This is a genomic window from Mesorhizobium norvegicum (genome assembly GCF_004919685.1).
Classification (GTDB): Bacteria; Pseudomonadota; Alphaproteobacteria; order Rhizobiales; family Rhizobiaceae; genus Mesorhizobium; species Mesorhizobium norvegicum.
In genome coordinates this window covers 130,009-153,340 of record NZ_SMYZ01000089.1, presented here as the reverse complement: position 1 = coordinate 153,340, position 23,332 = coordinate 130,009, and the positions used below count along the sequence as shown (strand labels likewise).

Annotated in this window: 21 protein-coding genes; 7 read left to right on the top strand and 14 right to left on the bottom strand. The window is 64.8% G+C overall.

From position 1 onward, the window contains the following. The first annotated feature begins 64 nt into the window (after positions 1-64). Genes FCU66_RS34280 through FCU66_RS34265 form a run of 4 tightly spaced genes read left to right on the top strand, consistent with a single transcriptional unit; the run spans position 65 to position 2,724 of the window. Complete coding sequence (locus FCU66_RS34280) at positions 65-415, top strand: cupin domain-containing protein (RefSeq protein WP_136618025.1); 351 nt, start codon at positions 65-67, stop codon at positions 413-415. Between the two features lie 44 nt (positions 416-459). Then, positions 460-828: a cupin domain-containing protein gene (locus tag FCU66_RS34275; RefSeq protein ID WP_246094155.1), complete on the top strand. Its 369-nt coding sequence runs from the start codon at positions 460-462 to the stop codon at positions 826-828. 22 nt (positions 829-850) lie between these two features. Next, positions 851-1,195: a cupin domain-containing protein gene (locus tag FCU66_RS34270; protein WP_136618026.1), complete on the top strand. Its 345-nt coding sequence runs from the start codon at positions 851-853 to the stop codon at positions 1,193-1,195. 20 nt (positions 1,196-1,215) lie between these two features. Further along, a complete protein-coding gene (locus FCU66_RS34265) occupies positions 1,216-2,724 on the top strand; it encodes an aldehyde dehydrogenase family protein (protein WP_136618027.1) in 1,509 nt (502 codons plus the stop codon). A 122-nt stretch (positions 2,725-2,846) separates the two neighbouring features. Here FCU66_RS34265 and FCU66_RS34260 read toward each other — a convergent pair whose 3' ends face one another. The 6 genes from FCU66_RS34260 to FCU66_RS34235 all read right to left on the bottom strand — a co-directional run bounded on the left by FCU66_RS34260 (position 2,847) and on the right by FCU66_RS34235 (position 8,701). Beyond that, a complete protein-coding gene (locus FCU66_RS34260; protein WP_136618028.1) occupies positions 2,847-3,596 on the bottom strand; it encodes a hypothetical protein in 750 nt (249 codons plus the stop codon). Between the two features lie 299 nt (positions 3,597-3,895). Continuing rightward, positions 3,896-4,657, bottom strand: a complete 762-nt coding sequence (locus FCU66_RS34255) for an SDR family NAD(P)-dependent oxidoreductase (protein WP_136618029.1) — start codon at positions 4,655-4,657, stop codon at positions 3,896-3,898. 10 nt (positions 4,658-4,667) lie between these two features. Then, positions 4,668-5,480 carry an ABC transporter permease gene (locus FCU66_RS34250; RefSeq protein WP_136618030.1) on the bottom strand — a complete coding sequence of 271 codons (813 nt, stop codon included), beginning with the start codon at positions 5,478-5,480 and terminating at the stop codon, positions 4,668-4,670. Further along, complete coding sequence (locus tag FCU66_RS34245) at positions 5,480-6,343, bottom strand: ABC transporter permease (protein WP_136618031.1); 864 nt, start codon at positions 6,341-6,343, stop codon at positions 5,480-5,482. Before FCU66_RS34245 ends, FCU66_RS34250 begins: the two co-directional genes overlap by 1 nt. A 77-nt stretch (positions 6,344-6,420) precedes the next feature. Continuing rightward, positions 6,421-7,584, bottom strand: a complete 1,164-nt coding sequence (locus FCU66_RS34240) for an ABC transporter substrate-binding protein (protein ID WP_109664056.1) — start codon at positions 7,582-7,584, stop codon at positions 6,421-6,423. Then, positions 7,565-8,701 (bottom strand): ABC transporter ATP-binding protein, encoded by a 1,137-nt coding sequence (locus tag FCU66_RS34235; RefSeq protein WP_136618032.1) that lies wholly within the window; start codon positions 8,699-8,701, stop codon positions 7,565-7,567. Before FCU66_RS34235 ends, FCU66_RS34240 begins: the two co-directional genes overlap by 20 nt. 115 nt (positions 8,702-8,816) lie before the next feature. Here FCU66_RS34235 and FCU66_RS34230 point away from each other — a divergent pair, with 115 nt between their 5' ends. After that, a complete protein-coding gene (locus FCU66_RS34230; protein ID WP_136618033.1) occupies positions 8,817-9,623 on the top strand; it encodes a response regulator transcription factor in 807 nt (268 codons plus the stop codon). Positions 9,624-9,628: 5 nt separating this feature from the next. Here FCU66_RS34230 and FCU66_RS34225 read toward each other — a convergent pair whose 3' ends face one another. The 8 genes from FCU66_RS34225 to FCU66_RS34185 form a co-directional block, all read right to left on the bottom strand. Then, positions 9,629-11,695, bottom strand: a complete 2,067-nt coding sequence (locus FCU66_RS34225; RefSeq protein WP_136618034.1) for a 3-hydroxyacyl-CoA dehydrogenase NAD-binding domain-containing protein — start codon at positions 11,693-11,695, stop codon at positions 9,629-9,631. A gap of 351 nt (positions 11,696-12,046) precedes the next feature. Further along, complete coding sequence (locus FCU66_RS34215) at positions 12,047-12,994, bottom strand: ABC transporter permease (protein ID WP_126066859.1); 948 nt, start codon at positions 12,992-12,994, stop codon at positions 12,047-12,049. Between the two features lie 3 nt (positions 12,995-12,997). After that, positions 12,998-13,978 carry an ABC transporter permease gene (locus tag FCU66_RS34210; RefSeq protein ID WP_168991878.1) on the bottom strand — a complete coding sequence of 327 codons (981 nt, stop codon included), beginning with the start codon at positions 13,976-13,978 and terminating at the stop codon, positions 12,998-13,000. 1 nt (position 13,979) lies between these two features. Beyond that, on the bottom strand, positions 13,980-15,449 hold the full coding sequence (locus tag FCU66_RS34205) for a sugar ABC transporter ATP-binding protein (RefSeq protein WP_136618036.1): 1,470 nt from the start codon (positions 15,447-15,449) through the stop codon (positions 13,980-13,982). A 49-nt stretch (positions 15,450-15,498) separates the two neighbouring features. After that, positions 15,499-16,512 (bottom strand): ABC transporter substrate-binding protein, encoded by a 1,014-nt coding sequence (locus FCU66_RS34200; protein ID WP_136618037.1) that lies wholly within the window; start codon positions 16,510-16,512, stop codon positions 15,499-15,501. A gap of 93 nt (positions 16,513-16,605) precedes the next feature. Continuing rightward, positions 16,606-17,496, bottom strand: coding sequence for an SMP-30/gluconolactonase/LRE family protein (locus FCU66_RS34195; RefSeq protein ID WP_136618038.1), 891 nt, complete (start codon positions 17,494-17,496; stop codon positions 16,606-16,608). Positions 17,497-17,669: 173 nt separating this feature from the next. Continuing rightward, positions 17,670-18,404, bottom strand: a complete 735-nt coding sequence (locus FCU66_RS34190; RefSeq protein WP_136618039.1) for a response regulator transcription factor — start codon at positions 18,402-18,404, stop codon at positions 17,670-17,672. Next, the gene (locus FCU66_RS34185) at positions 18,404-19,681 is read right to left on the bottom strand and encodes a histidine kinase (protein ID WP_136618040.1); all 1,278 of its coding nucleotides are present in this window, start codon (positions 19,679-19,681) and stop codon (positions 18,404-18,406) included. The genes FCU66_RS34190 and FCU66_RS34185 overlap by 1 nt, the downstream gene beginning before the upstream one ends. Positions 19,682-19,836: 155 nt before the next feature. Here FCU66_RS34185 and FCU66_RS34180 point away from each other — a divergent pair, with 155 nt between their 5' ends. Then, complete coding sequence (locus FCU66_RS34180; protein ID WP_136618041.1) at positions 19,837-22,248, top strand: glucan 1,4-alpha-glucosidase; 2,412 nt, start codon at positions 19,837-19,839, stop codon at positions 22,246-22,248. A 57-nt stretch (positions 22,249-22,305) separates the two neighbouring features. Beyond that, complete coding sequence (gene gnd / locus FCU66_RS34175; protein ID WP_136618042.1) at positions 22,306-23,319, top strand: phosphogluconate dehydrogenase (NAD(+)-dependent, decarboxylating); 1,014 nt, start codon at positions 22,306-22,308, stop codon at positions 23,317-23,319. The last annotated feature ends 13 nt before the right edge of the window (positions 23,320-23,332 follow it).

The window sequence follows — 23,332 nt, the reverse complement described above, 5'->3', positions numbered from 1 at the left end:
GCAGGCCAGAGGGGGGTGCCCTGGCGCAACATGTCATTAGGTATCGCGCCACCGGAGCACGCCCATGACCTCCTCCGCTCCCCACCTCCACCAGGCCTCGACCCGCACCGACCTCGTCGACTGGGGTGCCCAGCCGGATGCTCTGGGAGGCGCCTCGCACTCCACCGGCAAACTCGTGCACAAGGGGCCGAACAACCAACCGGAATCCGGCATCTGGATGTGCACGCCCGGTCGCTGGCGCCTTAGCATCCCGCGCGACGAATTGTGCCATTTCGTCGCCGGCCGCGCGACCTACCGGTCGGATGTCGGCGAGGTGATAGAAGTCTCCAAGGGAACCGTGGTCATGTTCCCCGCCGGCTGGACAGGCGAATGCACCGTGCATGAGACCATGCGCAACGTCTACATGCTGGCCTGAGAGCATGATCCCGAAAAGTGGGAGCCGGTTTTTCGGACAAGATCATGCTTAAGCAAGAATCGGAGCAAGACATGCCGACACCGCACTGGCCGAAGGCCTCGAGCGTGGAACTGGAGGACTGGGGCGCGGGCAGCAACACGCTCGCCGGTTCGCCGCGTGCTTCCGGCAGGATCCTGTCGCAGAACCCGGACGGATCAAGCGAATGCGGCCTGTGGTCATGCACGCCGGGCACGCGCAAGGTCACCTTTGCCGCCGACGAGTTCTGCCACTTCCTCTCGGGGCACGGCACCTATGTCCACGAGAACGGCGAACAGATCCCCGTCGAGGCCGGCACGCTCGTGTTCTTCCCCGCCGGCTGGACCGGCATCTCCATTATCACCGAAACGCTGACCAAGGCCTTCATGTGCCGCTGAGCACCATTCCAAGGAAATCGCTATGACCACGCCGATCATGAAATCCCCGCTCACCATTACCGACCTCGTCGACTGGGGCGTCATCCCGACGATGATCGAGGGGCAATCCCACACCTCGGGCAAGCTGCTGCACAAGGGACCGGAAGGACGTTCCGAATGCGGGCTTTGGGTCTGCACGCCAGGCAAATGGCACTGCCACGTTACCCGCGACGAGTTTTGCCACTTCCTCGAAGGGCGCTGCACCTATGTGCATGAATCCGGCGAGGTGATCGAGATCGAGCCGGACACGGCAGCCTTCTTTCCGCAGGACTGGAAAGGCGTCTGCACCGTCCATGAGACCATCAAGAAGGTCTACATGATCCGCTGAGCGGATCTGAGAGGATGCCCATGGATTTCTCAGCTGACCGGCCGGCTTTCTTCGTCAACCCGGATTACCGGCCGATGACCGGCGCCAACAAACCGGTGATCGATCCGGCGACGCTGGAAACCGTCGGCACGATCTCGGCCGCTACCGACGGCGAGATCGACGCCGTGTTGACCGCCGCGACCAAGGCGCAGGCCGCCTGGAAGAAGCTCGATGCCAAGAGCCGAGCCAAGCACCTGCATGCCGTCGCCAACGCCATCGAGGCGGCGGACTTCACCCGCTGCGCCGAGCTGATGGTGCGCGAGATGGGCAAGCCCTACCCCGAGGCGATCGGCGAGATCGCCAATTGCGCGCCGATCTTCCGCTACTATGCAGAGATGGCGCGTGACGACGCCGGCAAGATCGCCGGCACGACGCAGGCCGGTTCGTTCCAGTATGCGCGCTACGAGCCCTATGGCGTCTCCGTCCACGTCATGCCCTACAACTTCCCGATCCTGCTGATGTGCTGGACGGTCGCCGCATCGCTCGCCGCCGGCAATGCCTGCATCATCAAGCCGGCCGAGGCGACCACGCTGTCGACGCTGGACTACATGACCGTGTTCCGCTCGCTGCCGGCAGGCCTCGTCTCCTGCCTGCCGGGCGGCGCGGCCACCGCGCAGGCGCTGATCGCCTCCGATCGCACCCACGCGGTCGCCTTCACCGGCTCGGTCGCCGCCGGCAAGGCGGTGGCGGTGGCCTGCGCCGAACGCATGAAACCGTGCGTCATCGAGGCCGGCGGCAGCGATCCGCTGATCGTCAGCGAGCATGCCCCGCTCGAGATCGCGGCGGCCGGCAGCGTCACCGCCGCCTTCCACCTCACCGGCCAGGTCTGCACTTCGGCCGAGCGCTTCTTTGTCGTCGATGCCGTTCATGACCGCTTCGTCGAGCTGTTCGCCGAAAGGACACGCGCGTTGCGCATCGGCAACGGCATGGACAAGACCGAGATTGGCCCGCTGGTCAGCGAAAGCGCGCGGACAAAGGTGATGCGCCTTGTGGATGACGCCATTGCCCATGGCGCCAAGGCGGTCACCGGCGGCCGCATCCCGCCGGCACACAACACCGGCTGGTTCTACGAACCGACGATCCTGACCGGCGTCACCCCTGATATGGCCATCGTGCGCGAAGAATGCTTTGGGCCGGTCGCCGCCATCTGCCGGGTGAAAGATTTCGACGAGGCGATCCGGCTTGCCAATGACAGTCCGTTCGGGCTCGGTGCTTCCGTCTTCACCACCGATCTGGCCGAAGCCCACGAGGCAGCCGAACGACTCGAGGCCGGCATGGTCTGGGTCAACAATCCGCTGATCGACAATGACGCCCTGCCCTTCGGCGGCTGGAAGGCCTCCGGCCTCGGCCGCGAACTCGGACGCCAGGGCCTCGATGCCTTCCGCCGCTCGAAGATGGTGATCATCGACCACAAGCCTGCAATCCAGGACTGGTGGTACCCCTACCCAGACAGCTGGTTCCGCGAGACCGGCGGTCGCAAGCACGTCTGAGTGTCTCGAACCTTCCTATCTCGGGATGGCCAGCCCGGCCATGGCCGGGAAAAAGCAATGCCGCCGGGCGAGACCCGGCGGCATCTTCTTTGACTGGTCACTGCCGTTTCGGCGGCAAGTCGCTACGGCGTCGTTTCCGCTTCCATCGCGGCGGCCGTCTGGTCGATCTTGCCGGCAAGGACCCCCTGGGCCCAGGCCGTGACATCGTCGTCGACCGGCTTGTTGGCCATGTCCGTCAGCGCCGCGTCGAGCGATGCATCATCGGTGCCCTCCGCGGCCGCTTCCGCAGCAGTGGTCTGGGTGGCGATCTCGGCCTCCAGATCCGTTATCTTCCCGGGCAGGGCCGCCTGGTCTTCGGGCGACATGGCGGCAATCTCATCAGGCGTCAGCGCCTTCAGCGCGTCCAACTGCGCGGTCAGCGCATCCAGCTGGTCCTGGGCGACCTTGGCTTTCGCGGACTGTGTCACGAAGGCCTGAATGGCAGCGAACTTCTTGCTCTTGGAGTTCATATAGGCGTTGATGTTGCGCTGCAGCGAGTTCAACCGGCCGAGTTTGGCGTGGATGTTCTTCTCCTTGGGCACGGCCGAGACCTTTGTGGTCGTGTCGACCGTGGTGTCGTCCGCTTTGGCCTTGGCCACCTGCCCCCGAGCCGACGCGGACTTGCCGTGCGAAGCGCCGCTCTTGCCATTGCCGTTGCCGCCGCCGTTCCCGCCAGCATTGCCGCCGCCATTGCCATTGCCGCCAGCATTGCCACCGCCGTTCCCGTGCCCGTTGCCGCCGCCGTGCCCGTTGCCGCCGGCTCCGGCGAGCGCCGGAGACGCCAGAAGCGCCAATGCGGCAACCATCGCGAACAGAGTTTTTCGGTTTGTCATGGTAATCTCCTCGGGGAATCGCATCCCTTCGCCCACCGCTAGGGGAGGTCGTATGAGGAATCACTAATTGTACAGAGTAAACTTTAGACAAATGCGGTCTTAATACGCGATCTGGCAACCGCGAGAATCGTAACCATTTGATATTATAGACAGATCGACGCTCTCGGATCGTCGTGGCACTGAAGTCCCATGCCGGTCAGACCATAGTCCTGGCTGCCGACCAGCGGCACGGAGAAAGTCGTGGAGCAGTGTATCGGAAAGGCGCTGAAATAAAGGAGGTTGATGGCGAAAACACAGTCTCAACCGATGCTTTCGCCACCGTCGATCACCAGCGCCTGGCCGGTCATGAAGGATGAGCGGTCGGAGACGAGGAACAGGATCGCTTCGGCGATCTCATCGGCGCTGGCCCAGCGCCCCATCGGGATCTTGGTGCGGACATAGGTTTCGATCGCCTCGCGTCCGCCCATCTGGGCGATGAACGGTTCGTTGAACGGCGTATCGACCCAGCCTGGGCAGAGTGCGTTGACGCGGACATTGTGCCGGGCATAGTCGAGCGACATCTGCCGCGTCATTGCCACCACCGCATGTTTGGAGGTTGCGTAGGCGATCATCTCGCGGTCGTAGAACACGCCCGAATTGGAGGCGGTGTTGAGGATGACGCCGCCGCCTCGTGCGACCATCGATGGCATGACCAGCCTGGCCGCCAGGAACTGCGCCCGCACATTGACCCGCCACGAGGCATCCATGCCGTCGACTTCGACTTCGGTCAGCGTGCCGCCGACCTGGATGCCGGCGTGATTGTGCAGGATGTCGATGCGCCCATGCCTGCCCAGCGTGCCGGCAATGAGTTGCTCGACCGCCACGTCATCGGCGACATCGGTCGCGATCGCCTCGGCCTGCCCGCCCACTGCGCGGATGTCCGAAGCCGTTGCTTCGCCGGCGGCCTGATCCCTATCGGCGATGACAACCACCGCGCCTTCCCTGGCCATGATCATGGCGCCGGCGCGCCCGATGCCGGAGCCGGCGCCAGTCACCACGGCGATGCGGTCTTTGAGGATCATGATGCGACTTTCAGTTCGACGGTTTGCGCTGGCGCAGCTGCCATTGGGCAAGCACCACAAGCAGCACGGAGGCGACGAGCACGATCGTCGCGATGGCGTTGATTTCCGGCGTCACGCCGCGCCGGATCGACGCGAAGACATAGATCGGCAGCGTCGTCTGCGCGCCGGCGACGAAGAAAGCGACGATGAAATCGTCGAAGGAGAAGGTGAAGGCGAGCAGGAAGCCGGCGACGACCGCCGGTATGATCTGCGGAAGGACGATGCTGCGGAACGTCGTCAGCGGCGTGGCGTAGAGATCACTCGACGCCTCGACCAGATTGCGGTCGAGGCTGCCGAGACGTGTCCCAACGATCATCGTCACCAGCGCCATCGAAAACAGCCCGTGTGCCGCGATGATCGAACCATAGCCGAGCGCCAGGCGCGGCGGCTGGTCATCCGGCCAGATCGAGGCGAGGAACGGGTTGACGACGCCAAAGAGCTGGACGAGCGCGACCAGCGTCGAAATGCCGATGACGACCCCCGGAACGACGATCGCAGCACCGAGCAAGGCATCGAAGACCGCCCGGGTCCGGACACTGACGCGCGCCAGGCCGAGTGCGGCCGCCGTGCCGCATAGCGCCGCCAGCGAGGCGCTGGTGGTGGCGATGAACAGGCTGTTCTTCAGCGCTTCGACCAGGAACGGGTTCGCCAATGCCTTGCCGTACCATTGCACCGAAAAGCCGGTGAACTCGCTGGCATGGTGGCCGGCATTGAAGGAGAACCGCACGACAAGCGCTATCGGCAAATAGAGGAAGGCGAAGACGGCAATGACGAAAGCGCGCATCAGATCAGATCCACCCGGCGCGCGCCCGAAACCCGGGTCGAGATGCGGTTGGCGGCAATCAGCACCACCACCGAGACCAGCACCAGCGTGATCGCGATGGCCGATCCGAACGGCCAGTTGCGCGACTGCAGGAACAGGTCGACCAGCGCGTTGCCGATGAAGAACACCTTGCCGCCGCCAAGCAGCGTCGGGATCAGATATTCGCCAAGCAGCAGGATCATCACCAACGAGAAGCCGGTCATCACGCCCGGCAGCGACAGTTTCAGGGTCACCCCGAGGAAGGTCGAAATCGGTGTTGCGCCGAGATCGGCGGAGGCCTCCAGCAGCCGGCGATCAAGCCGTTCGAGGCTGACATAGATCGGCAGGATCATCAGCGGCAGATAGCCATAGACGATGCCGAGCAGCACCGCGCCCGGCGTGTTGATCAGCCTGACATCCTCGAAACCGATATAGGCGAGCAATGCCGGAATGCCGCGCCCGCCCAGCACATACATCCATGCGTAGGTCCGCATCAGAAGGCTGGTCCAGAACGGAATGACGACCAGTGCAAGCAGGATCAGCCGCCAGCGCTGCGGCGCCTGCAGGGCGAGGTAGTAGGCGACCGGGTAGGCGACGAGAAGACAGGCGAGCGCTCCCACCGGCGCCAGCACCATCGTGTTCCAGAACGCCGTCGCCCGCGCTGGCAGATTGGCATATTGCGCCAGCGTAAAGGCGGCCTGATAGCCGCCTTCCGGCGCCCGTTCGCCGACGCTGAACACCGCGATGGCGATAAACGGCAGCACCAGAAACACCACCAGCCACGCGGTCGCCGGACCGAGTAGCATGGCGGTCAGAAGATTCTTGCGAAGACGGCTGCCGTGCATGGAAAGATTGCCCCGGTGCCGGCGGGCATGAACCCGCCGGTCAAGTTTGTCTGCGTGGAATTTGAGGCCCGAGCGGCTCAGGCCGACTTGAAGCGCGCCATCAATTCGGCACGGCCGGGGTCGGTCAGCGTTGCCGCCGCGCCGAATTCCAGCGGCGTCAAAAGGTCGGCCGCCGGATAGAGGATCGGATTGTCGAGCACTTCCTTCGGCAGCAGCTTGTTGACCCGCGCATCGGTCGACGGCGCGCCATTGGCTAGGTGCTCCTTCACCGCCACCTGCGGGTTCATCAAATAGTTGAGCAGAGCGTAACCTGCGGGCTTGTTCGGCGCGTCCTTCGGGATGGCATAGAAGTCGGTCCAAATCTCGCCGCCTTCCTTGCCCAGCACATAGGCGATCTCGGGAATGTCGCGATGCAGCTGCGCGCCATCATTCGTCCAGCACATGGTCATCCACGCGTCACCGGCGCGCATCCCCGGCTGGTAGTCGGATGAGACCGCGAACAGATGCGGCTTGACCTTCAGCAGCAATTCCTCCGCCTTGGCGAGTTCGTCCTGCTTCAACGAGTTGAACGAGTAGCCGTAATATTTCAGCGCATTGCCGATCGTGGTCAGCTGGTAGTCGTGCACCATGGTGCGGCTGTCGCCTTCGGCCATGGCGGTGTCCCAGAACTCCTTCCAGCTCGTCATCGGCTTGGTCAGCTTCTTGGTGTTGACGGCAAAGCCAGTGGTGCCCCAGTTCTTCGGCACCGCGTAGGTCACCGCATCGATCGTGCCTTCCCCAGTGAAGCGCGGATCCTCCTGCGAGCCGTCGAAGTTCGGCAGCTTCGCCATCTCCAGCGGCTCGATGATGCCGAGCTTCTTGTAGGTCGAGATCGTGTAGTTGGTCGGCACGAACAGGCTCCAGCCCGAGGCGCCGGCCTGCAGCTTGGCCAGCATCTCCTCATTGGAACCGAACACGTTGACCTCGACGGCAACGCCGGTGTCCTTCTTGAAGTTCTCGAAGGTCGCCGGGTCATGATAGTTCGGCCAGGTGGCGATCGACATGCGGTCGCCAAGGCTTTCCGCGGCAAAGGCCGGTGTCGGCATGATGCCGATCTCGCGCGCCATCACCGCCGTCGCAATGCCAAGGCCGGTGAGGCCAAGGAAATCGCGGCGGCCGATCGAGCCGCGCTTCAAACGCATCAGCTGGTCGACAAAGTTCTCAGGGCTTATCGGCAGTCCATCACGATATGATTTCGACATGTTTATCTACCCTCTGGTTGGTCCCGTTGTTTTTGGTTTCCGGAAAAGCCAGCGGCGTTCCGGAGGCAAAGCCGATGGCGACGGGTTCACCCGGCTTGAAGAGATTGCCGTGGCCGATCAGATGATCGGCCTTGGCCAGAAGCGTTCCGATGCCCTGGACCTCGATCGCGTATTCCGCTGTCGAGCCCAGGAAAATCCGGTTGCGGACGATGCCCTTGAACGGGCCGCTTTCGGGAGCGCCGAGACTGAGCGATTCAGGACGCAGGCTGACCGACACGGCCTCGCCCTGCTGCAAGGCAGTTCGCTTGCGCGCCGCAATCACGGTGCCATCGGCAAGCGCTATCTCCACCAGATCGCCGGTATGCCCGGCGACGGTGCCGCTCAAGAGATTGGTCTTGCCGACGAAGTCGGCGACGAACAGGTCGGCCGGCTCGTCATAGATCTCGCTCGGCTGCCCGAGTTGGACGATGCGGCCGCCATTCATGACGCAGACGAAATCGCTCATCGACAGCGCTTCCTCCTGGTCGTGGGTGACCAGCACGAAGGTGATGCCGATCTCGCGCTGCAGGTTCTGCAGTTCGATCTGCATGTCGGTGCGCAGCTTCTTGTCGAGCGCCGCCAGCGGCTCGTCGAGCAACAGCACGGCCGGCTTGTTGACCAGCGCGCGGGCGAGCGCCACACGCTGCTGCTGGCCGCCCGACAGTTCGTGGATCTTGCGGCGGCCATAGCCGGCGAGCCGCACCATTTCGAGCGCCTCACCTGCCCTTGAGGTGATCTCACGTGACGACAGCCTTGGCCGCGCCTGGCGCAGGCCGTAGGCAACGTTGTCCTCGACATCCAGATGCGGAAACAGCGCGTATTGCTGGAACACCATGTTGACCGGCCGCCGGTAGGGCGGCGTGCCGGCCATGTCCTGGCCGCGAATGAAGACCTGGCCTTCGCTCGGCTGTTCGAAGCCGCCGATCATGCGCAGGCAGGTCGTCTTGCCGCAGCCGGATGGTCCAAGCAGGGCGACAAAGGCGGATGGCGGAACAGCAAGATCGATGCCGCTCACAGCCGTCACGCTGCCATAGCGTTTGGTGACGCCGCGAAACTCGATGTCGGGCACTGCGGTCAAAGGCTGCGGGCTCCAGCAACAGGGCAATTCCAGGACGCTACCAGAGCCAATGCCGGCTAGTATATACCTCGCAGGTGGTATATCTGATCTATTTTCTCGTTTAAGGGGGTATAGATTGTCCCGCAGCGACGAATACAGCCAGCTCGCCGCGCTCGTCGCGGCGACGCGGGATACGAGCGGCGACCTCTTCGGCAAGGCGCTGGTCGATTGGCTGCGGCAGCATGTCAGCTTCGATCACTGTGTGATCTTCGGCTATCGCGGCGCCTCGCGCCCGCCGCTGCTGTTCGAGACGTTCTCGCCCGCCGAAAGCCACGTCTTCGTTGCGCTCTACCAGGAGGGGCCGTATCTGCTCGACCCGTTTCACCACGCGGCGGTCGAGCGTAAGGAAGGCTTCTGGCGCATGCGCGAACTGGCGCCGGACCGCTTCTATGCCAGCGAATATTTTCGTTCCTACTACAGCCAGACCAGACTGGCCGAGGAGGTCGGCTTCTTCGTGCCGCTGCCGGGCAAGGATGCGCTGGTGGTCTCGCTGATGCGGCTGCGCGCTTCGGGCCCGTTCGGCACCGCCGATGCCAGGCTGTTGCGCGACATGGCGCCGGCGGTGATCAGCTTCATCAGGTTGCGCTGGCCCGCCCTGCCGATCGACGAACCGGCACAAATGAAGCAGGACGAGACGATAGCGCCGGTCAACGACTTCGACCGTGCCCATATCTGGAAGAGCCTGTCGCTGACGCCGCGCGAAAAGCATGTCGTCGACCTGGTGCTGCAGGGGCATTCCACAGAGTCGATCGCCAGGGCGATGCGCATCGTGCCGGGAACCGTGAAGGTCCATCGCCGCAACATCTACCGCAAGCTCAAGATCAAGTCGCAGGCCGGTCTCTTCGCGCGCTTCGTCGAGATCATCGACGCGCGGATCCGATAGGTCGCCTAGCCCCCAGCTTCCCACGACCCGGTCTCGGCCATCTGCTTCAGCAGCGGCGCGGGCTCGAACACACCCTTGCCCGTCCGCTGATGCCAGTGGTCGAGCCGCTCGATGATCTTGGCCGGACCTTCGAGGCCAGCCCAGAACATCGGCCCGCCCTTGCCCACGGGAAAGCCATAGCCGTTGACCCAGACGACATCGATGTCGGACGCGCGGGCCGCTATGCCTTCCTCCAGGATCTTCGCGCCCTCGTTGACCAGGGGATAAAGCGTGCGCTCGATGATTTCTTCCGCGCCGATCTCACGCGGCGCGATGCCCTTCTCGGCAGCCTTGTCGCGGATCAGCGCTTCAACCTCGGGATCCGGCACTGGTGTGCGCGCGCCAGCCTCGTAGAGATAGAAACCCCGGCCGGTCTTCTGACCGAAACGGCCTTGTTCGCACAGCGTGTCGGCGATCACGGCTGTCTGGCCGCGTGCCTTGCGGTTGCGCCAGCCAATGTCGAGGCCGGCGAGATCGCCCATCTGGAACGGCCCCATCGGCCAGCCGAAATCGGTGAAGGCCTTGTCTATCTGGCTGGGTGTCGCGCCTTCCAGCAGCAACGCTTCGGATTCCGAGCCGCGCGCCGCCAGCATGCGATTGCCCACGAAGCCATGGCACACACCGACGACGACAGCCACCTTGCCGATCCGCCGCGCCAGGTCGACGACAGTCGCCAGCGCATCGGGCGCGGTCTTGTCGGCCCGGACGATCTCCAGCAGCTTCATGACATTGGCCGGTGAGAAGAAATGCAGGCCGAGCACATCCTGCGGCCGCGAGGTCGAGGCGGCGATTTCGTTGATGTCGAGATAGGAGGTGTTGGTGGCAAGGATCGCGCCCGGCTTGGCCACCGCTTCGAGCTTGCCGAAGACCTCCTTCTTGACCGCCATGTCCTCGAACACCGCCTCGACGATCAGGTCGCAATCGGCGAGATCGGCATAGTCGGTAGAGCCTTTGAACTGGGCGAGGCGCTCGCGCTTGGCATCTGCCGTCAGCGAGCCGCGCGTGACGGACACCGAATAGTTCTTGTCGATGGTCGCCAGCCCGCGCTGCAATGCCTCATGGCTGGTTTCCAGCAAGGTCACGGGATAGCCGCCATTGGCGAAGGCCATGGCGATGCCGCCGCCCATCGTGCCGGCGCCAATGACGCCGACGCGGGCGATCCGGCGCTTGACGATGTCCTTGCCGGGAAGCTTTGCCGCCTCACGTTCGGCGAAGAAAAGATGGCGCTGCGCCCGCGACTGGTCGCTGGCGACCAGCTTGACGAACAGCGCCCGCTCCGCCGCCAGCGCCTCGTCGAAAGGCAGCGTCACGGCATTGCGTACCGACTGCGCACAAGCGATCGGTGCCTCGAGGCCGCGCGCTTTCCTGGCGAGGTCCGCTGCCTCGGCGTCTAAAGCCGCGAGGTCGGTCTCCCTGAGCCCCTCGTCGCGATCGCGCACCGGCGTGAAGGGGCCACCCTTGCGGGCGATTTCCCTGGCAAAGTTCACCGCATGCGTGGTTAGATCGTCTTCGAAAACAGCATCGACGAGACCGGCGGCATGCGCCTCGGTCGCTCCGATCGGCGCACCGGAAACGATCATCTTCAAGGCTTTCAGCGCGCCGACCAGGCGCGGCAACCGCACCGTGCCGCCGCCGCCCGGCAACAGGCCGAGCTTCACCTCCGGCAGACCGAGCTTGGCGCCGGCGTCGGCGACGCGAAAATGGCAGCCGAGCGCCAGTTCCAGCCCGCCGCCAAGCGCGGTGCCGTGGATGGCGGCCACCGTCGGCTTGGCGATGGTTTCCAGCATGGCCACGATGGCGCGCAGCTCGGGTTGCTGCATCGGTTTGCCGAATTCGGTGATGTCGGCCCCGGCAACAAAGGTCCGGCCGGCACAGGCGATGACGATGGCAGACACCGAAGCATCATCCCGCAGCTCAACCAGCGCCTGCATCAGCGGTTCGCGGACATGAAAACTCAGCGCGTTAACCGGCGGATTGTCGATGGTGACGATGGCGACATCGCCGTCGCGGTTGACCTTCAAGAAATCGGACAAGCATAACCTCCCAGCACTATTCAGCGGCCGTGGCCGCGCGAACGGGATTTACAGCGCCATGACGCCGATGGGAACCGTATGCCGGCCTGGCACAATGATTAGCCGTTTGAGGTGCCTGGCGCCGGCCTTCGCCGCCATCATCTCAGAAGTAGCGATCCTTCACACCCCCCTCTGCCCTGCCGGGCATCTCCCCCGCAAGGGGGGAGATTGACAGCTTCTGCGCCTCGCTCACCTTGCAACGTTGAATATTGGCGAAAGCCAAAATAACGGCCAATCTCCCCCCTTGCGGGGGAGATGTCCGGTAGGACAGAGGGGGGTGCTGTCCCGCCAGCATAAAACGTTCTGCGTCGTCTAACGCAGCGCCTTCTGCCCGCCCGCCGCCGTGATCACCCCGACAATGATCAGCCCCGTCAGCAACAACCTCACGCCGGCGCTGACGCCGAACGTGTTGAGCATGGTCAGCAGCAGCACCAGGAACAGCGCCGCGCCCCACACGCCGGGCACATTGGCCTTGCCGCCGGCCACCGACGTGCCGCCGATAACGACGACGGCGATCGAGGCCAGCAGATATTCATTGCCGATATCGACATTGGCGCCACGGAAATAGCCGGCGAGCAGCGCGCCATCGATGCCGCCGAGCGCGCCCGACAGCGTGTAGGTGAGGAAGCGGATGCGGCCGACATTGACGCCCGCCAGCCACGCGGCGCGGATGTTCTGGCCGATCGCCAGCACCGAGCGGCCATAGATCATGCGCTGCAGCGCGATGGCTGCACCGATGGTGAACAGCACTGTGAGGATCGCCAGCACCGGAATGCCCAGTATCTGCCAGTTGGCGAAATCGGCGAAGCCCGGCGGCGGCTTGATCTGCAGTCCGCGGCCATAGCTGATGTCAATCGACTGGATGATGAAGCTGGCCGACAAGGTGGCGATGATCGGCGGGATGCGCAGCGCCCAGATCAGCAGGTAGTTGGCGGCGCCGACCGCAGCCCCACAGGCGAGCGCCGCCAGCAGTCCGACCACGATCATCGAGTCGTTGCCGTCCATCACTTTCATCGCGACGGCGCTGGCAAGGCCTATATTGGCCGGCAACGACAGGTCGACATTGCCCGGGCCGAGCGTGATGACGAACATCTGGCCGACACCGACAATGACCGTGAACACCGCCAGCGACAGGGCCGCGGTCACCATGCCGCCGGCGCCATAGCCGCCGGTGAAGGCAATCGTCGCCAGCCACACCAGCAGGGCGCCGAGAAACGACCAGATCCAGGGTTTTGTCAGCAGCGATTTCACCGAGGCCATCGCTCACCTCTCCTTGCGGCTGATCAGCACCCGCGCCGCCAGCACGATGATGAGGATGGCGCCGTTGGCGGCGACCTGCCAGTCGGGCGGGATGTGCATGAAGGTGAGCAGCGGCGAGGCTGCGAGCGCCAATGTCAGGGCGCCAATCACCGCACCGATCGGCGACACCCGCCCGCCGACGAATTCGCCGCCGCCGAGGATGACGCCGGCGATTGCCAGCAGCGTGTAGCCATTGCCGATATTGGCATCGGCCGAGGTGGTGATGCCGATCAGCGCCATGCCGGACAGCACGCCGAACAGGCCGGCCAGCGCAAACAGCACGATCTTGGTCTTGAGCAGCGACCAGCCGGCGCGGGCGAGTGCCGCCGGATTGCCGCCGGAGCCGCGCAGGATCACGCCATAGGAGGTACGCATCAGGCCGAAGTGGACGATGAGGCCGATGAGCAGCGCCGCGATGATCGGGAACGGCACGAAAGGCGGCTTGAACGCCATCAGCCCAAGCAGCCAGTCCGGCGCCTTGCCCCCCGGTTTGGGCAAAACGAGAATCGCGAGCCCTTGCCAGACGAAGCTCATGCCGAGCGTCACCACGATGGAAGGCAGGTTGCGCAGATGGATCAGCGCGCCGAGCAGCGCATAGACGCCGATCGACCCGAGCAGGATGGCGACGCCGATGAGCGGCGCATCCTTCAGCCAGGTCGCGGTGACACAGCCGACAAAGCCGACGAAAGTACCGATCGACAGGTCGAGCTCATTACCGGCTATGACGAACATCTGCGCGATCGTTGCCAGCGCGATCGGGATCGCCAGGTTGAGCATCAGGCTGAAGCCGAAATAGCTGATGGCGCGCGGGTTGAGCCAGGCGATGGCGAGCAGCACCAGCGCCAGCGACAGCGCCGGCAGCAGCCCGCGCAACAGGCGGGCGCGGGCCAGCGCGCCACGTTCGGCGGAAGTCCTGGCAGCGGTGTCGAGGCTGGCGGCCGTCATCTCAGGCCGCATCGCCGAAGGAGGACTGGATGATCTTCTCTTCGGTCAACTCGTCGCGGCGCAGATTGGCGACGATGCGGCCGTTTTTGAAGACATAGATGTGGTCGCAATTGTCGAGCTCTTCGGTTTCCGTGGTGTACCAGAGGAAGGTGCGGCCGCGGCCGGCCTCTTCGCGCACGAGGTCGTAGACCTCCAGCTTGGTGCCGATATCGACGCCGCGCATCGGGTCGTCCATCAGCACGATCTGCGCGTCCGAGCCGAGGGCACGGGCAAACAGCGCCTTCTGCTGGTTGCCGCCCGACAGCGAAAAGATGTTGTTGTTCATGTCAGGCGTGCGGATGCCGATCTTCTCCTGCCAAAATGCAGCAAGCTCGGCCTCGCGCTGCGGCGAGATCAGCAGCCCGTTGCGCAGGCGTGCCAGCGAGCGGATGCCGATATTCTGCGCGATCGACCATTGCGGAAAAATGCCGTCCGACTGACGGTCTCCGGCGACCAGCGCCACCGGCGCCGTCACCTCGATGCCGGTCCGGGCGCGCGATGCCGCAGCGAAGATCGCCAGCAGCAGGTCGGTCTGGCCATGCCCCGCCAGCCCGGCGAGGCCGATGATCTCACCGGCACAGGCGACGAGGTCGGTGCCGTCCTTCTGCGCGGCGGGCCGCGCCCGAACCCGCAGCGGACTGGCGCCGGGCTTGGCGGCTGCGATTTGCGCCGCGATCTTCTGGCGCGCTTCGGCCCCGCCCATCGCCGTCACCAGCCGGTCGCGGTCGAAGGCACTGGCGGCGTCAGCGACAACCACCTTGCCGTCGCGCATCACCACGATGCGGTCGGCGTTCCGCAGCACCTCGCCCAGCACATGCGAAATCAGGATGCAGCTTTTGCCGCCGGCGACGAAGCGGCGCACGAAGGTCAGCAGCTGGCCGGCCGTGTGCGCGTCCAGCGACGATGTCGGCTCGTCGAGGATGACGAGGTCGAGACGATCCTGGGTGACGGTGAAGGCGCGCGCCACCTCGACCATCTGGCGCCGGCCGATCGATAGGTCGCCGACAATATCCGACGCCGAGATGCTGTGACCCGGAAAAATCTCATCGAGCTTGGCGGCGATCAAACCGGCCGCCTTGCGCCGCCAGCCGAAGCCACGCAGCGAAGCGTGGTTGATGCGTGTGTTCTCGGCGACGCTGAGATTGGGGCACAGCGACAATTCCTGGAACACGCAGCGTATGCCGAGCTGCTGCGCCCGCGACACCGAGTAGTTGTCCTCGGTGCCGCCATGCACGCCGATCTGCCCGCTGTCGGGCACCAGCGTGCCCGCCACCATGTGCATCAGCGTCGATTTGCCGGCGCCATTGTGGCCGACAAGCCCGACACACTCGCCGGATCCGACGTGAAAATCCACGCCGCCCAGTGCGCGAACGGCGCCGAAATGCTTTTCGGCGCCGTTCAGTCTGATGATGTCAGCGTTCCCTTCAGGCATGCTCAACGATATCCGCTCGGCGATACGGACGGCAACGCTGCCGTGATGCTCACTTGATGTTGGCTTTGATGGCTGCGATCGCGTCTTCCTGCGTGTATTCGTGGCTGGCGACGCCGCCCTTGACGATCTTCGGCAGCTCGGCCTCGAAATCGTCCTGGGTGAAGGCCAGATACGGCACCAGCAGGTCGTGCGGGATGTCGGTGCGGCCGTCAAGCACCTGCTGTGCAACCCAGAAGGCGAGCGACGAGACGCCTGGCGCGATCGATGCCGACCAGGTCTGGTAGCCGTCCTTGTCCTTCTGTTCCTTCCACCACTGCAACTCGTCCTGGCGGTTGCCCATGATGATGGTCGGGCGTGGCTTGCCGGCGGCGGCGAAGGCCTGTGCGGCGCCATAGCCGTCACCGCCCTGGTCGACGATGCCGACGATATCGGGCAGCGACGGCAGGATGGTCGCCACCGCCTTTTGTGCCGTCGTCTGGTCCCAGTCCCCGGTCACCGAACCGACGATCTTGAACTCGGGATGGGCGGCGACACCTTCGAGGATGCCGGCATGGATGGCATCGTCGATCGAGGTGCCGGCAAGGCCACGGATTTCCAGCAGGTTGCCGCCCTTGGGCTGGAACTTGGCCATCTGCTCGACTTCCTGCTTGCCCATGTCTTTGAAGTCGACGACGACGCGGTAGGCGCAGGGCTCAGTCACGGTGCCGTCGAAAGAGACGACGGTGATGCCGGCGTCGCAGGCCTGCTTGATGGCGCCGTTGAGCGCATCCGGCGAAGCGGCGTTGATGACGATCGCGTCATAGCCCTGCAGGATCAGGTTCTGCACCTGTGCTGCCTGCGTCGGCACTTCCTTGTCGGCGGTGGTGAAGATATCGGCCGCGCCGACGATCTTGTCGGCAACCGCCTTCTTGGTGACGATGCCGTAGCTGTCGAGCATCGCCTGCCGCCAGGAATTGCCGGCATAGTTGTTGGAGAAGGCGATCTTCTTGCCGCTGGTGTCGGCCAGCGCCGTGCCCGAGGCGAGCATCGCCGCCAGAGCGCCCAAGACGAACAGTTTCTTCATGTCGTAATCCTCCCAGATGTTGACTGCTGCATTTCCCGCCGGCTTTGACCCGGCCTCACTCCCAATCTGATTTGAGCACGGATCGTCGCGGGCTCAAAACAGTCTCAATCCCGGCACGCGCACCCGGAGCCGGTACAGCGACGTCGACGCGGCGATGTAGAGGCTTTGCAGATCGTCGTCGCCGAAGGTGAAATTCGCGCAATTTTCCGGTGTCCGGATCACACCCAGTATGGCGCCCGACGCGTCGAAGACATGGATGCCGCCGGGGCCGGTGCAATAGAGATTGCCGCGGCTGTCGATCTTCATACCGTCGGGCGCTCCCGGCCCCTCGCCCTCGGTCACGGCCCAGACGGCGCCGCCATTAAGGTCGCCATTCGCTTCCACGCCGAACACCCTGATGTGTCCGCGTTCGGTGTCGTTGACGAACAGCCGCGACTCGTCGAGCGAAAAGCAAAGCCCGTTCGGCTGCACGAAATCGTCGGCCAGCAGTGTCAGCCGGGCGCCGTCGCCGTCGATACGGTAGACGCCCTGGAACGGCAGCTCCTGTGGCCGCGGCACGCCGTAGAATTCCACTCGGCCATAGCCCGGATCGGTGAAGTAGATCGATCCGCCGGTGGCAACGACAACGTCGTTCGGGCTGTTGAGCTGCTTGCCCTGGTGATGTGTGGCAAGCACCGTCACGCTGCCATTGGGCTCGGCGCGGGTCACCCGGCTCGTCGCGTGCTCGCAGGTGACCAGCCGCCCGTGGCGATCCAGCGTGTTGCCGTTGGCCTTGTGGCTCGGCTCGCGGAACAGCTCGATTTCGCCCTCGGCATTGCGGCGGTACATCCGGCTTTCCGGAATGTCGGAGAAGATCAGCCACTTCTCGTAAGGGTGCCAGACCGGCCCTTCGAGGAAGCCGAAGCCGTTCGCCAGCGTCTCAATGGTCGCATCGCCGACGACGTCGTCGAAGCCGGAATGGCGGGCGCGCGCCGACACCGACATCACCGGCTCCCGGCGGTGCCAACAGCCGTGCAGATCCGCATGGTGACGAATGGCATGAGCGCTTCCCCGATATGTCTTCTTGTTGGGGTCGAGCGTAGTTGCGGCGCCGGCGTAGCGATACGGGTCAAAGCGCAAGGCCGACTGTGCGTTTGCACAGTCGCACAGGGTCGAAATCAGTGGCCTGGCGGCGCCTCAGCCAGCCAGGCATCGAGCCGGTCCTGCTCGCGGCGCAGCGCGTCGATGTTGATCAGGCCGCGCGCCATGGCGAGATAGATCGCCCGCGTCCGCGAGTTGAACACGGAAGCATCGCTGGCGCCGTCTTCCGCCGGCACGATGCCGAGCTTGTCATAGACATGCTTGATGCGGCTCTGCGCGCCACGGATCGACAGGCCGCGGCGTGCGGCGATGGCCCGGTCGGTCAGGCCGAGCGCGATGTCGATCAGGCTTTCATATTCGCCGTCGGTGATGCCCTCGAACTTGTCTTGCACGCGATGCTGGATGCCGCGGATCTCGCGATCGATGATGCAATGGCCTTCGCGGAAAACGCCGCGCAAGGCGGACCGCATGCCTTCCTCCGTCGCCGATTTGAGCACATAGCCGTAGACCGAGCCGGGCGGCACGATGCGCGCCACGCCGCGCACATAGGCCTCGTCGGCGAAATTCGACCAGAACAGGATGTGCGTGCCGGCGCGGCGGTTCCAGATCGCCCTGGCGACCTCGATCCCGGTCGCCTTTGGCATCTGCAGGTCGAGCACCACATGCGGCGGCTCGCGTTCAGCCGCCAGGTTGATGGCGTCCTCGCCGTCGCTCGCTTCGATCACCTCGACGTCGCCGGGCCATAATTGCTCGACGGTCCGCCGTGCGAAGGTGCGGTGCAGTCCGTCATTCTCGGCGATCATCACAAGCATTACATGGCCTCCGATATGGCGAGTTGACCGAGCGCCGTTGCAGCCGCCGCAACCGGCAATGGCTGGCGGTCGATCTCGACGACGACACGGGTGCCGCCGCTCTTGCGGCCGGCCTGGCCGATGCGCAGGCGCGCTCCGATAAGGGCCGCGCGCGTATGCATATGGCCAATGCCGCCATGCGCCGCCGGATCGACAGCGCCGCAGCCCTGGCCGTCATCGGTGACGATCACCCGCAGCACGCTCGCGGTCGACGCCAGCAGCACGTCGATGCGGCGCGGAACGGCGTGGCGGACGGCATTGTTGATGGCTTCCTGCACGATCCGGTAGAGCGCGGTCCGCACTGGCTCGGACAGGCTGTCGGCGCCGCCGTCGCTGGTGTCGGCGATGCGCACGGCAATCGGCGGCTTGGCTCTGGCGACGCTGCGGTTGAGATGCGCCTCGACGGCGTCGCGCAGGCCGAACAATTCGAGCACGCTCGGCCGCATGTCGTCGACGATGTGGCGCAGTTCGGTCAGACAACCGGCGACCTCCTGCTCGAGATCGGCAAGCTGCGCCGCCCGCGCCACACCCTGGCCGCGAAGGGCCGAAAGCTGGCGCGCGATGCGGGCGAGATCGGCAAGCGTCTGGTCGTGCAGGTCCATGGCCATGCGCCGGCGTTCGCGCTCCATGCCTTCGGTCAGTTGCGAGGCGCCGACCCGCAGCAGTTCGACGCGGTTGCGCGCCTCGCTCTCGGCCAGCATGGCGCGGCGCGCCTCCTCGGTCTGGATCAGCGCGAAGATATAGGGCGCGATCAGATCGGCGCATTGCTGGGCGACCGCGACATCGGCAAGCGTGTAGCAGTCGACCTCGTGCCGGCTGATGTTGAGCGCACCGATGATACCGCCGCGCGCCCTGAGCGGCACGACGATGCGGCTGCGCAGTCGGGCGGCGAAGATCGGTCCATCGATGGCGGTGGCGAAATGGAAGCGCTGGTCGCTCAACGCGTCGTCGGCGAGCAGATAGGGTACTTCGCCCCACAGCACCGAGCGGATCGGGCTGACTTCGGTCGGCAGCGGATGCTGGGCAAGCTCGCTCCAGCTGGTGTGGAAGCCGGCTTCATAACAGGCGTGCCGGCGGCCATCATGCGACAGCACCGCCAGATCCATGTGGTCGTGCGGAATGAGCGAGCCGATCTCGATGGCTGTCGCGCGGAACGCCGTGCCGGGATCGATATGGCCGGCAAGCGCCCGCGAGATCGCCAGCAGCCGGTCGATCAGGACCAGGGACACTTCCGGCATTGGCTTTCACGATCCTCCCGTGCCGGGAAATAGTGGACGCATGCCGGCGCCGCTGTCAACGACGCGCCATTGGCGGTGTCTGATCAACTTGCGGTGCAATGATTGAAAAGGCTTCGCGTCCTGGTCTAGGGAGGGGGCCAGGAGACCGAAACAGAATGCCAGTGACGCCAACCGTTGCTCCGGGCGCCCCGGGAATTCCGGCCCGCTGGACGTCGAGCGCCAAGAGCGGCGTCGGAACGTCGCTTTCGCCGGCCGGCCAGATCTGGTTCACGATCAGCCACGGCATCCTCAACGAAATCTACTATCCGCGCGTCGACAGCGCCTGCACGCGCGACCTCGGCCTGATCGTCACCGGCCCCGACGGCTACTTCTCGGAAGAGAAGCGCGATGCCGCGCACATCATCGAACCGTTCGAGGACGGCGTACCCGCCTACAGGCTGGTCAATACAGCCGCCGACGGCGCCTGGCGGATCGAGAAGCGCATCCTTGCCGATCCGGCTCGCCCCACACTGCTGCAGGAAATCACCTTCACACCGCTCAAGGGTGCGCCCGGCGACTACCGTGTCTATGCGCTTCTGGCGCCGCATCTGGTCAATGCCGGCATGGGCAACACCGCCTGGATCGGCGAGCACAGGGGAAAGCCCGTGCTGTTTGCCTCGGGGCGCGGCTCTTGCCTGGCGCTGGCCTCGTCGCTGCCCTGGCGAAGTTGCTCGGCCGGCTATGTCGGCTTTTCCGACGGCTGGCAGCAACTGCACAACACCGGCGAACTCGATCCGGCTTGCCAGCGGGCCGAGGACGGCAATGTCGCGCTGACCGGCGAGATCGGCTTTTCCGCCGCAAAGACCAGGGCCTTGCTGGCGCTGGGGTTTGGCGCAACGCCCGACAAGGCGGCTGAAAATGCCTTCGCCAGCCTGAAGCGGGGTTTTGCGGCGGCCGCCAAGTCTTACATCCAGAACTGGCGCAAGTGGCAGACTGGCCTGCTGCAGTTGGATCGGCACACGGCGTCAGGCATCAACAGCTATCGCACCAGCACCGCGGTACTGGCGACGCACCGGTCGATCGTCGTGCCGGGCGCCGCGGTCGCCAGCCTGTCGATCCCATGGGGCTTCAACAAGGGCGACGACGACCTCGGTGGCTATCATCTGGTCTGGCCGCGCGATCTGGTCGAAACGGCTGGCGGCTTTCTCGCTGCCGGCGACGCCGCCTCGGCGTTGCAAATCCTCGGCTATCTCAGCTCCATCCAGCAGCCGGACGGCCACTGGCCGCAGAACGCCTGGCTCGACGGGTCGGCCTATTGGCCCGGTATCCAGATGGACGAATGCGCCTTCCCGTTGCTGCTGGCCGACGCGCTGCATCGTGCAAGACATCTGCCGCGCTCAAAGCTCGCAGCCTTCCTGCCGATGATCGAGCGCGCTGCCAGCTATGTCGTGCGCAACGGCCCGGTCACCGGCGAAGACCGCTGGGAAGAGGATGCCGGCTACAGCCCGTTCACGCTCGCGGTCGAGATCGCGGCACTGCTTGCCGCGGCAGACCTGCTCGACGCCTGCGGCAAGGACGACGCCGCGACCTATCTGCGCGAGACATCAGATGGTTGGAACGACCAGGTCGAGTGCTGGACCTATGTCACCGGCACGGCGATCTGCAAGGCGGCAGGCGTCGAAGGCTACTACGTGCGCATCGCGCCGCCCGACAGCGCCGAGGCCGGTTCGCCGAAGGACGGCTATGTGCCGATCAAGAACCGGCCGCCCGGCGACAGCGACCGGCCTACCGAGGAAATCGTCAGCCCTGACGCGCTGGCGCTGGTGCGCTTCGGCCTGCGGGCGGCCGATGACCCGCGCATCGTCGACACGGTCAAGGTCATCGATGCGCAATTGCGCTGCGAGTTGCCGCAAGGGCCGCTCTGGTACCGCTACAATGGCGACGGCTATGGCGAGCATGAAGATGGCGCACCCTTCGATGGAACCGGCCAGGGCCGCCCCTGGCCGTTGCTCGCCGGCGAACGCGCCCATTATGAGCTGGCGGCAGGGCGCAAGGACGAGGCGACCAGCCTGTTGGCGACGCTTGAAAGGTCCGCTGGACCGGGCGGCCTGTTGCCGGAGCAAGTCTGGGACGGCGCTGATATGCCGGAGCGCGAATTGCTGCATGGCAGGGCCTCGGGCAGCGCCATGCCGCTGGTCTGGGCGCATTCGGAGCATATCAAGCTGTTGCGCTCGCTGCGCGACGGCGCTGTCTTCGACATGCCGCCGCAAGGCGTCAAGCGCTATATCGAGGACAAGACCGTATCGCCGTTCAGGACGTGGCGGTTCAACAACAAGATCCGCACCATGCCGGTGGGCAAAATGCTGCGTATCGAATTGTTGGACCGGGCTACAGTCCATTGGAGCACCGACAACTGGACATCAGCCCATGACAGCCAGACGGCAGAGAACGCTTTTGGCATCCATCTTGCCGATCTGCCCGTTGCCGACCTCCCCAAGGGAAGCACGCTGATCTTCACTTTTTTCTGGCCCGCAACCGGCGATTGGGAGAATGTCGACTTCTCCGTCATATCAGGCGACCACGGATAGCCAGGTGATCCTTTCTCGATAAACCCCGTAAATCTATCAGGAAACAGGGACGAAACCATGCAGATCGGAATGATGGGACTGGGCCGGATGGGCGCCAACATGGTCCGGCGCCTGATGCGCGACGGCCACGAATGCGTCGTCTACGACATCAATCCCGCCAGCGTCGCGGCTCTGGTGACAGACGGGGCGCTAGGGGCGGCTTCAATGCAAGAATTCGTCGGCAAACTGGCCAAGCCGCGCTGCGTGTGGCTGATGCTGCCGGCGGCGATCACCGGCAGGATCATCGATCAGGTGGCGGCCCTGATGGAGCCCGGCGACATCGTCATCGACGGCGGCAATTCCTACTATCACGACGCCGTCGACCAGGCCGCGAAACTGGCCGGCAAGGGTATCCATCTCGTCGATGTCGGCACCAGCGGCGGTGTCTGGGGCCTGGAGCGCGGCTACTGCCTGATGATCGGCGGTCCCGATGTGGCGGTGCAACACCTCGATTCGGTCTTTGCCACGCTGGCACCCGGCGCCGATGCCGGCTCCAATCCGCCCAAGGATGCCGGGACCGCGCCCTTTGGCTACCTGCATTGCGGACCGAGCGGCGCCGGTCACTTCGTCAAGATGGTGCACAACGGCATCGAGTATGGCGTCATGGCCGCCTATGCCGAAGGCATGAACATCCTGAAATCGGCCAATGCCGGCAAGCGGCAACGGACGGCGGACGCCGAGACCAGCCCGCTGGAAAACCCGCAATACTACCAGTTCGATATCGACCTTCCCCAGGTGGCCGAGGTCTGGCGGCATGGCAGCGTGATCGGCTCCTGGCTGCTCGACCTGACGGCCGGCGCATTGAAAAGCGATCCGGGCCTGGCGAATTTCGGCGGCCGCGTCTCGGATTCCGGCGAGGGACGCTGGACGCTGAAGGCGGCGATCGACACCGGCGTGCCGGCGCCGGTGCTGTCCTCGGCGCTGTTCGACCGCTTCTCCTCGCAAGGCGAATCCGAATTCGCCGACAAGCTGTTGTCCGCCATGCGCTATGCCTTTGGCGGCCATGTCGAAAAGACGAAGGCCGGCAAGTGACGGCGGCAGGGGA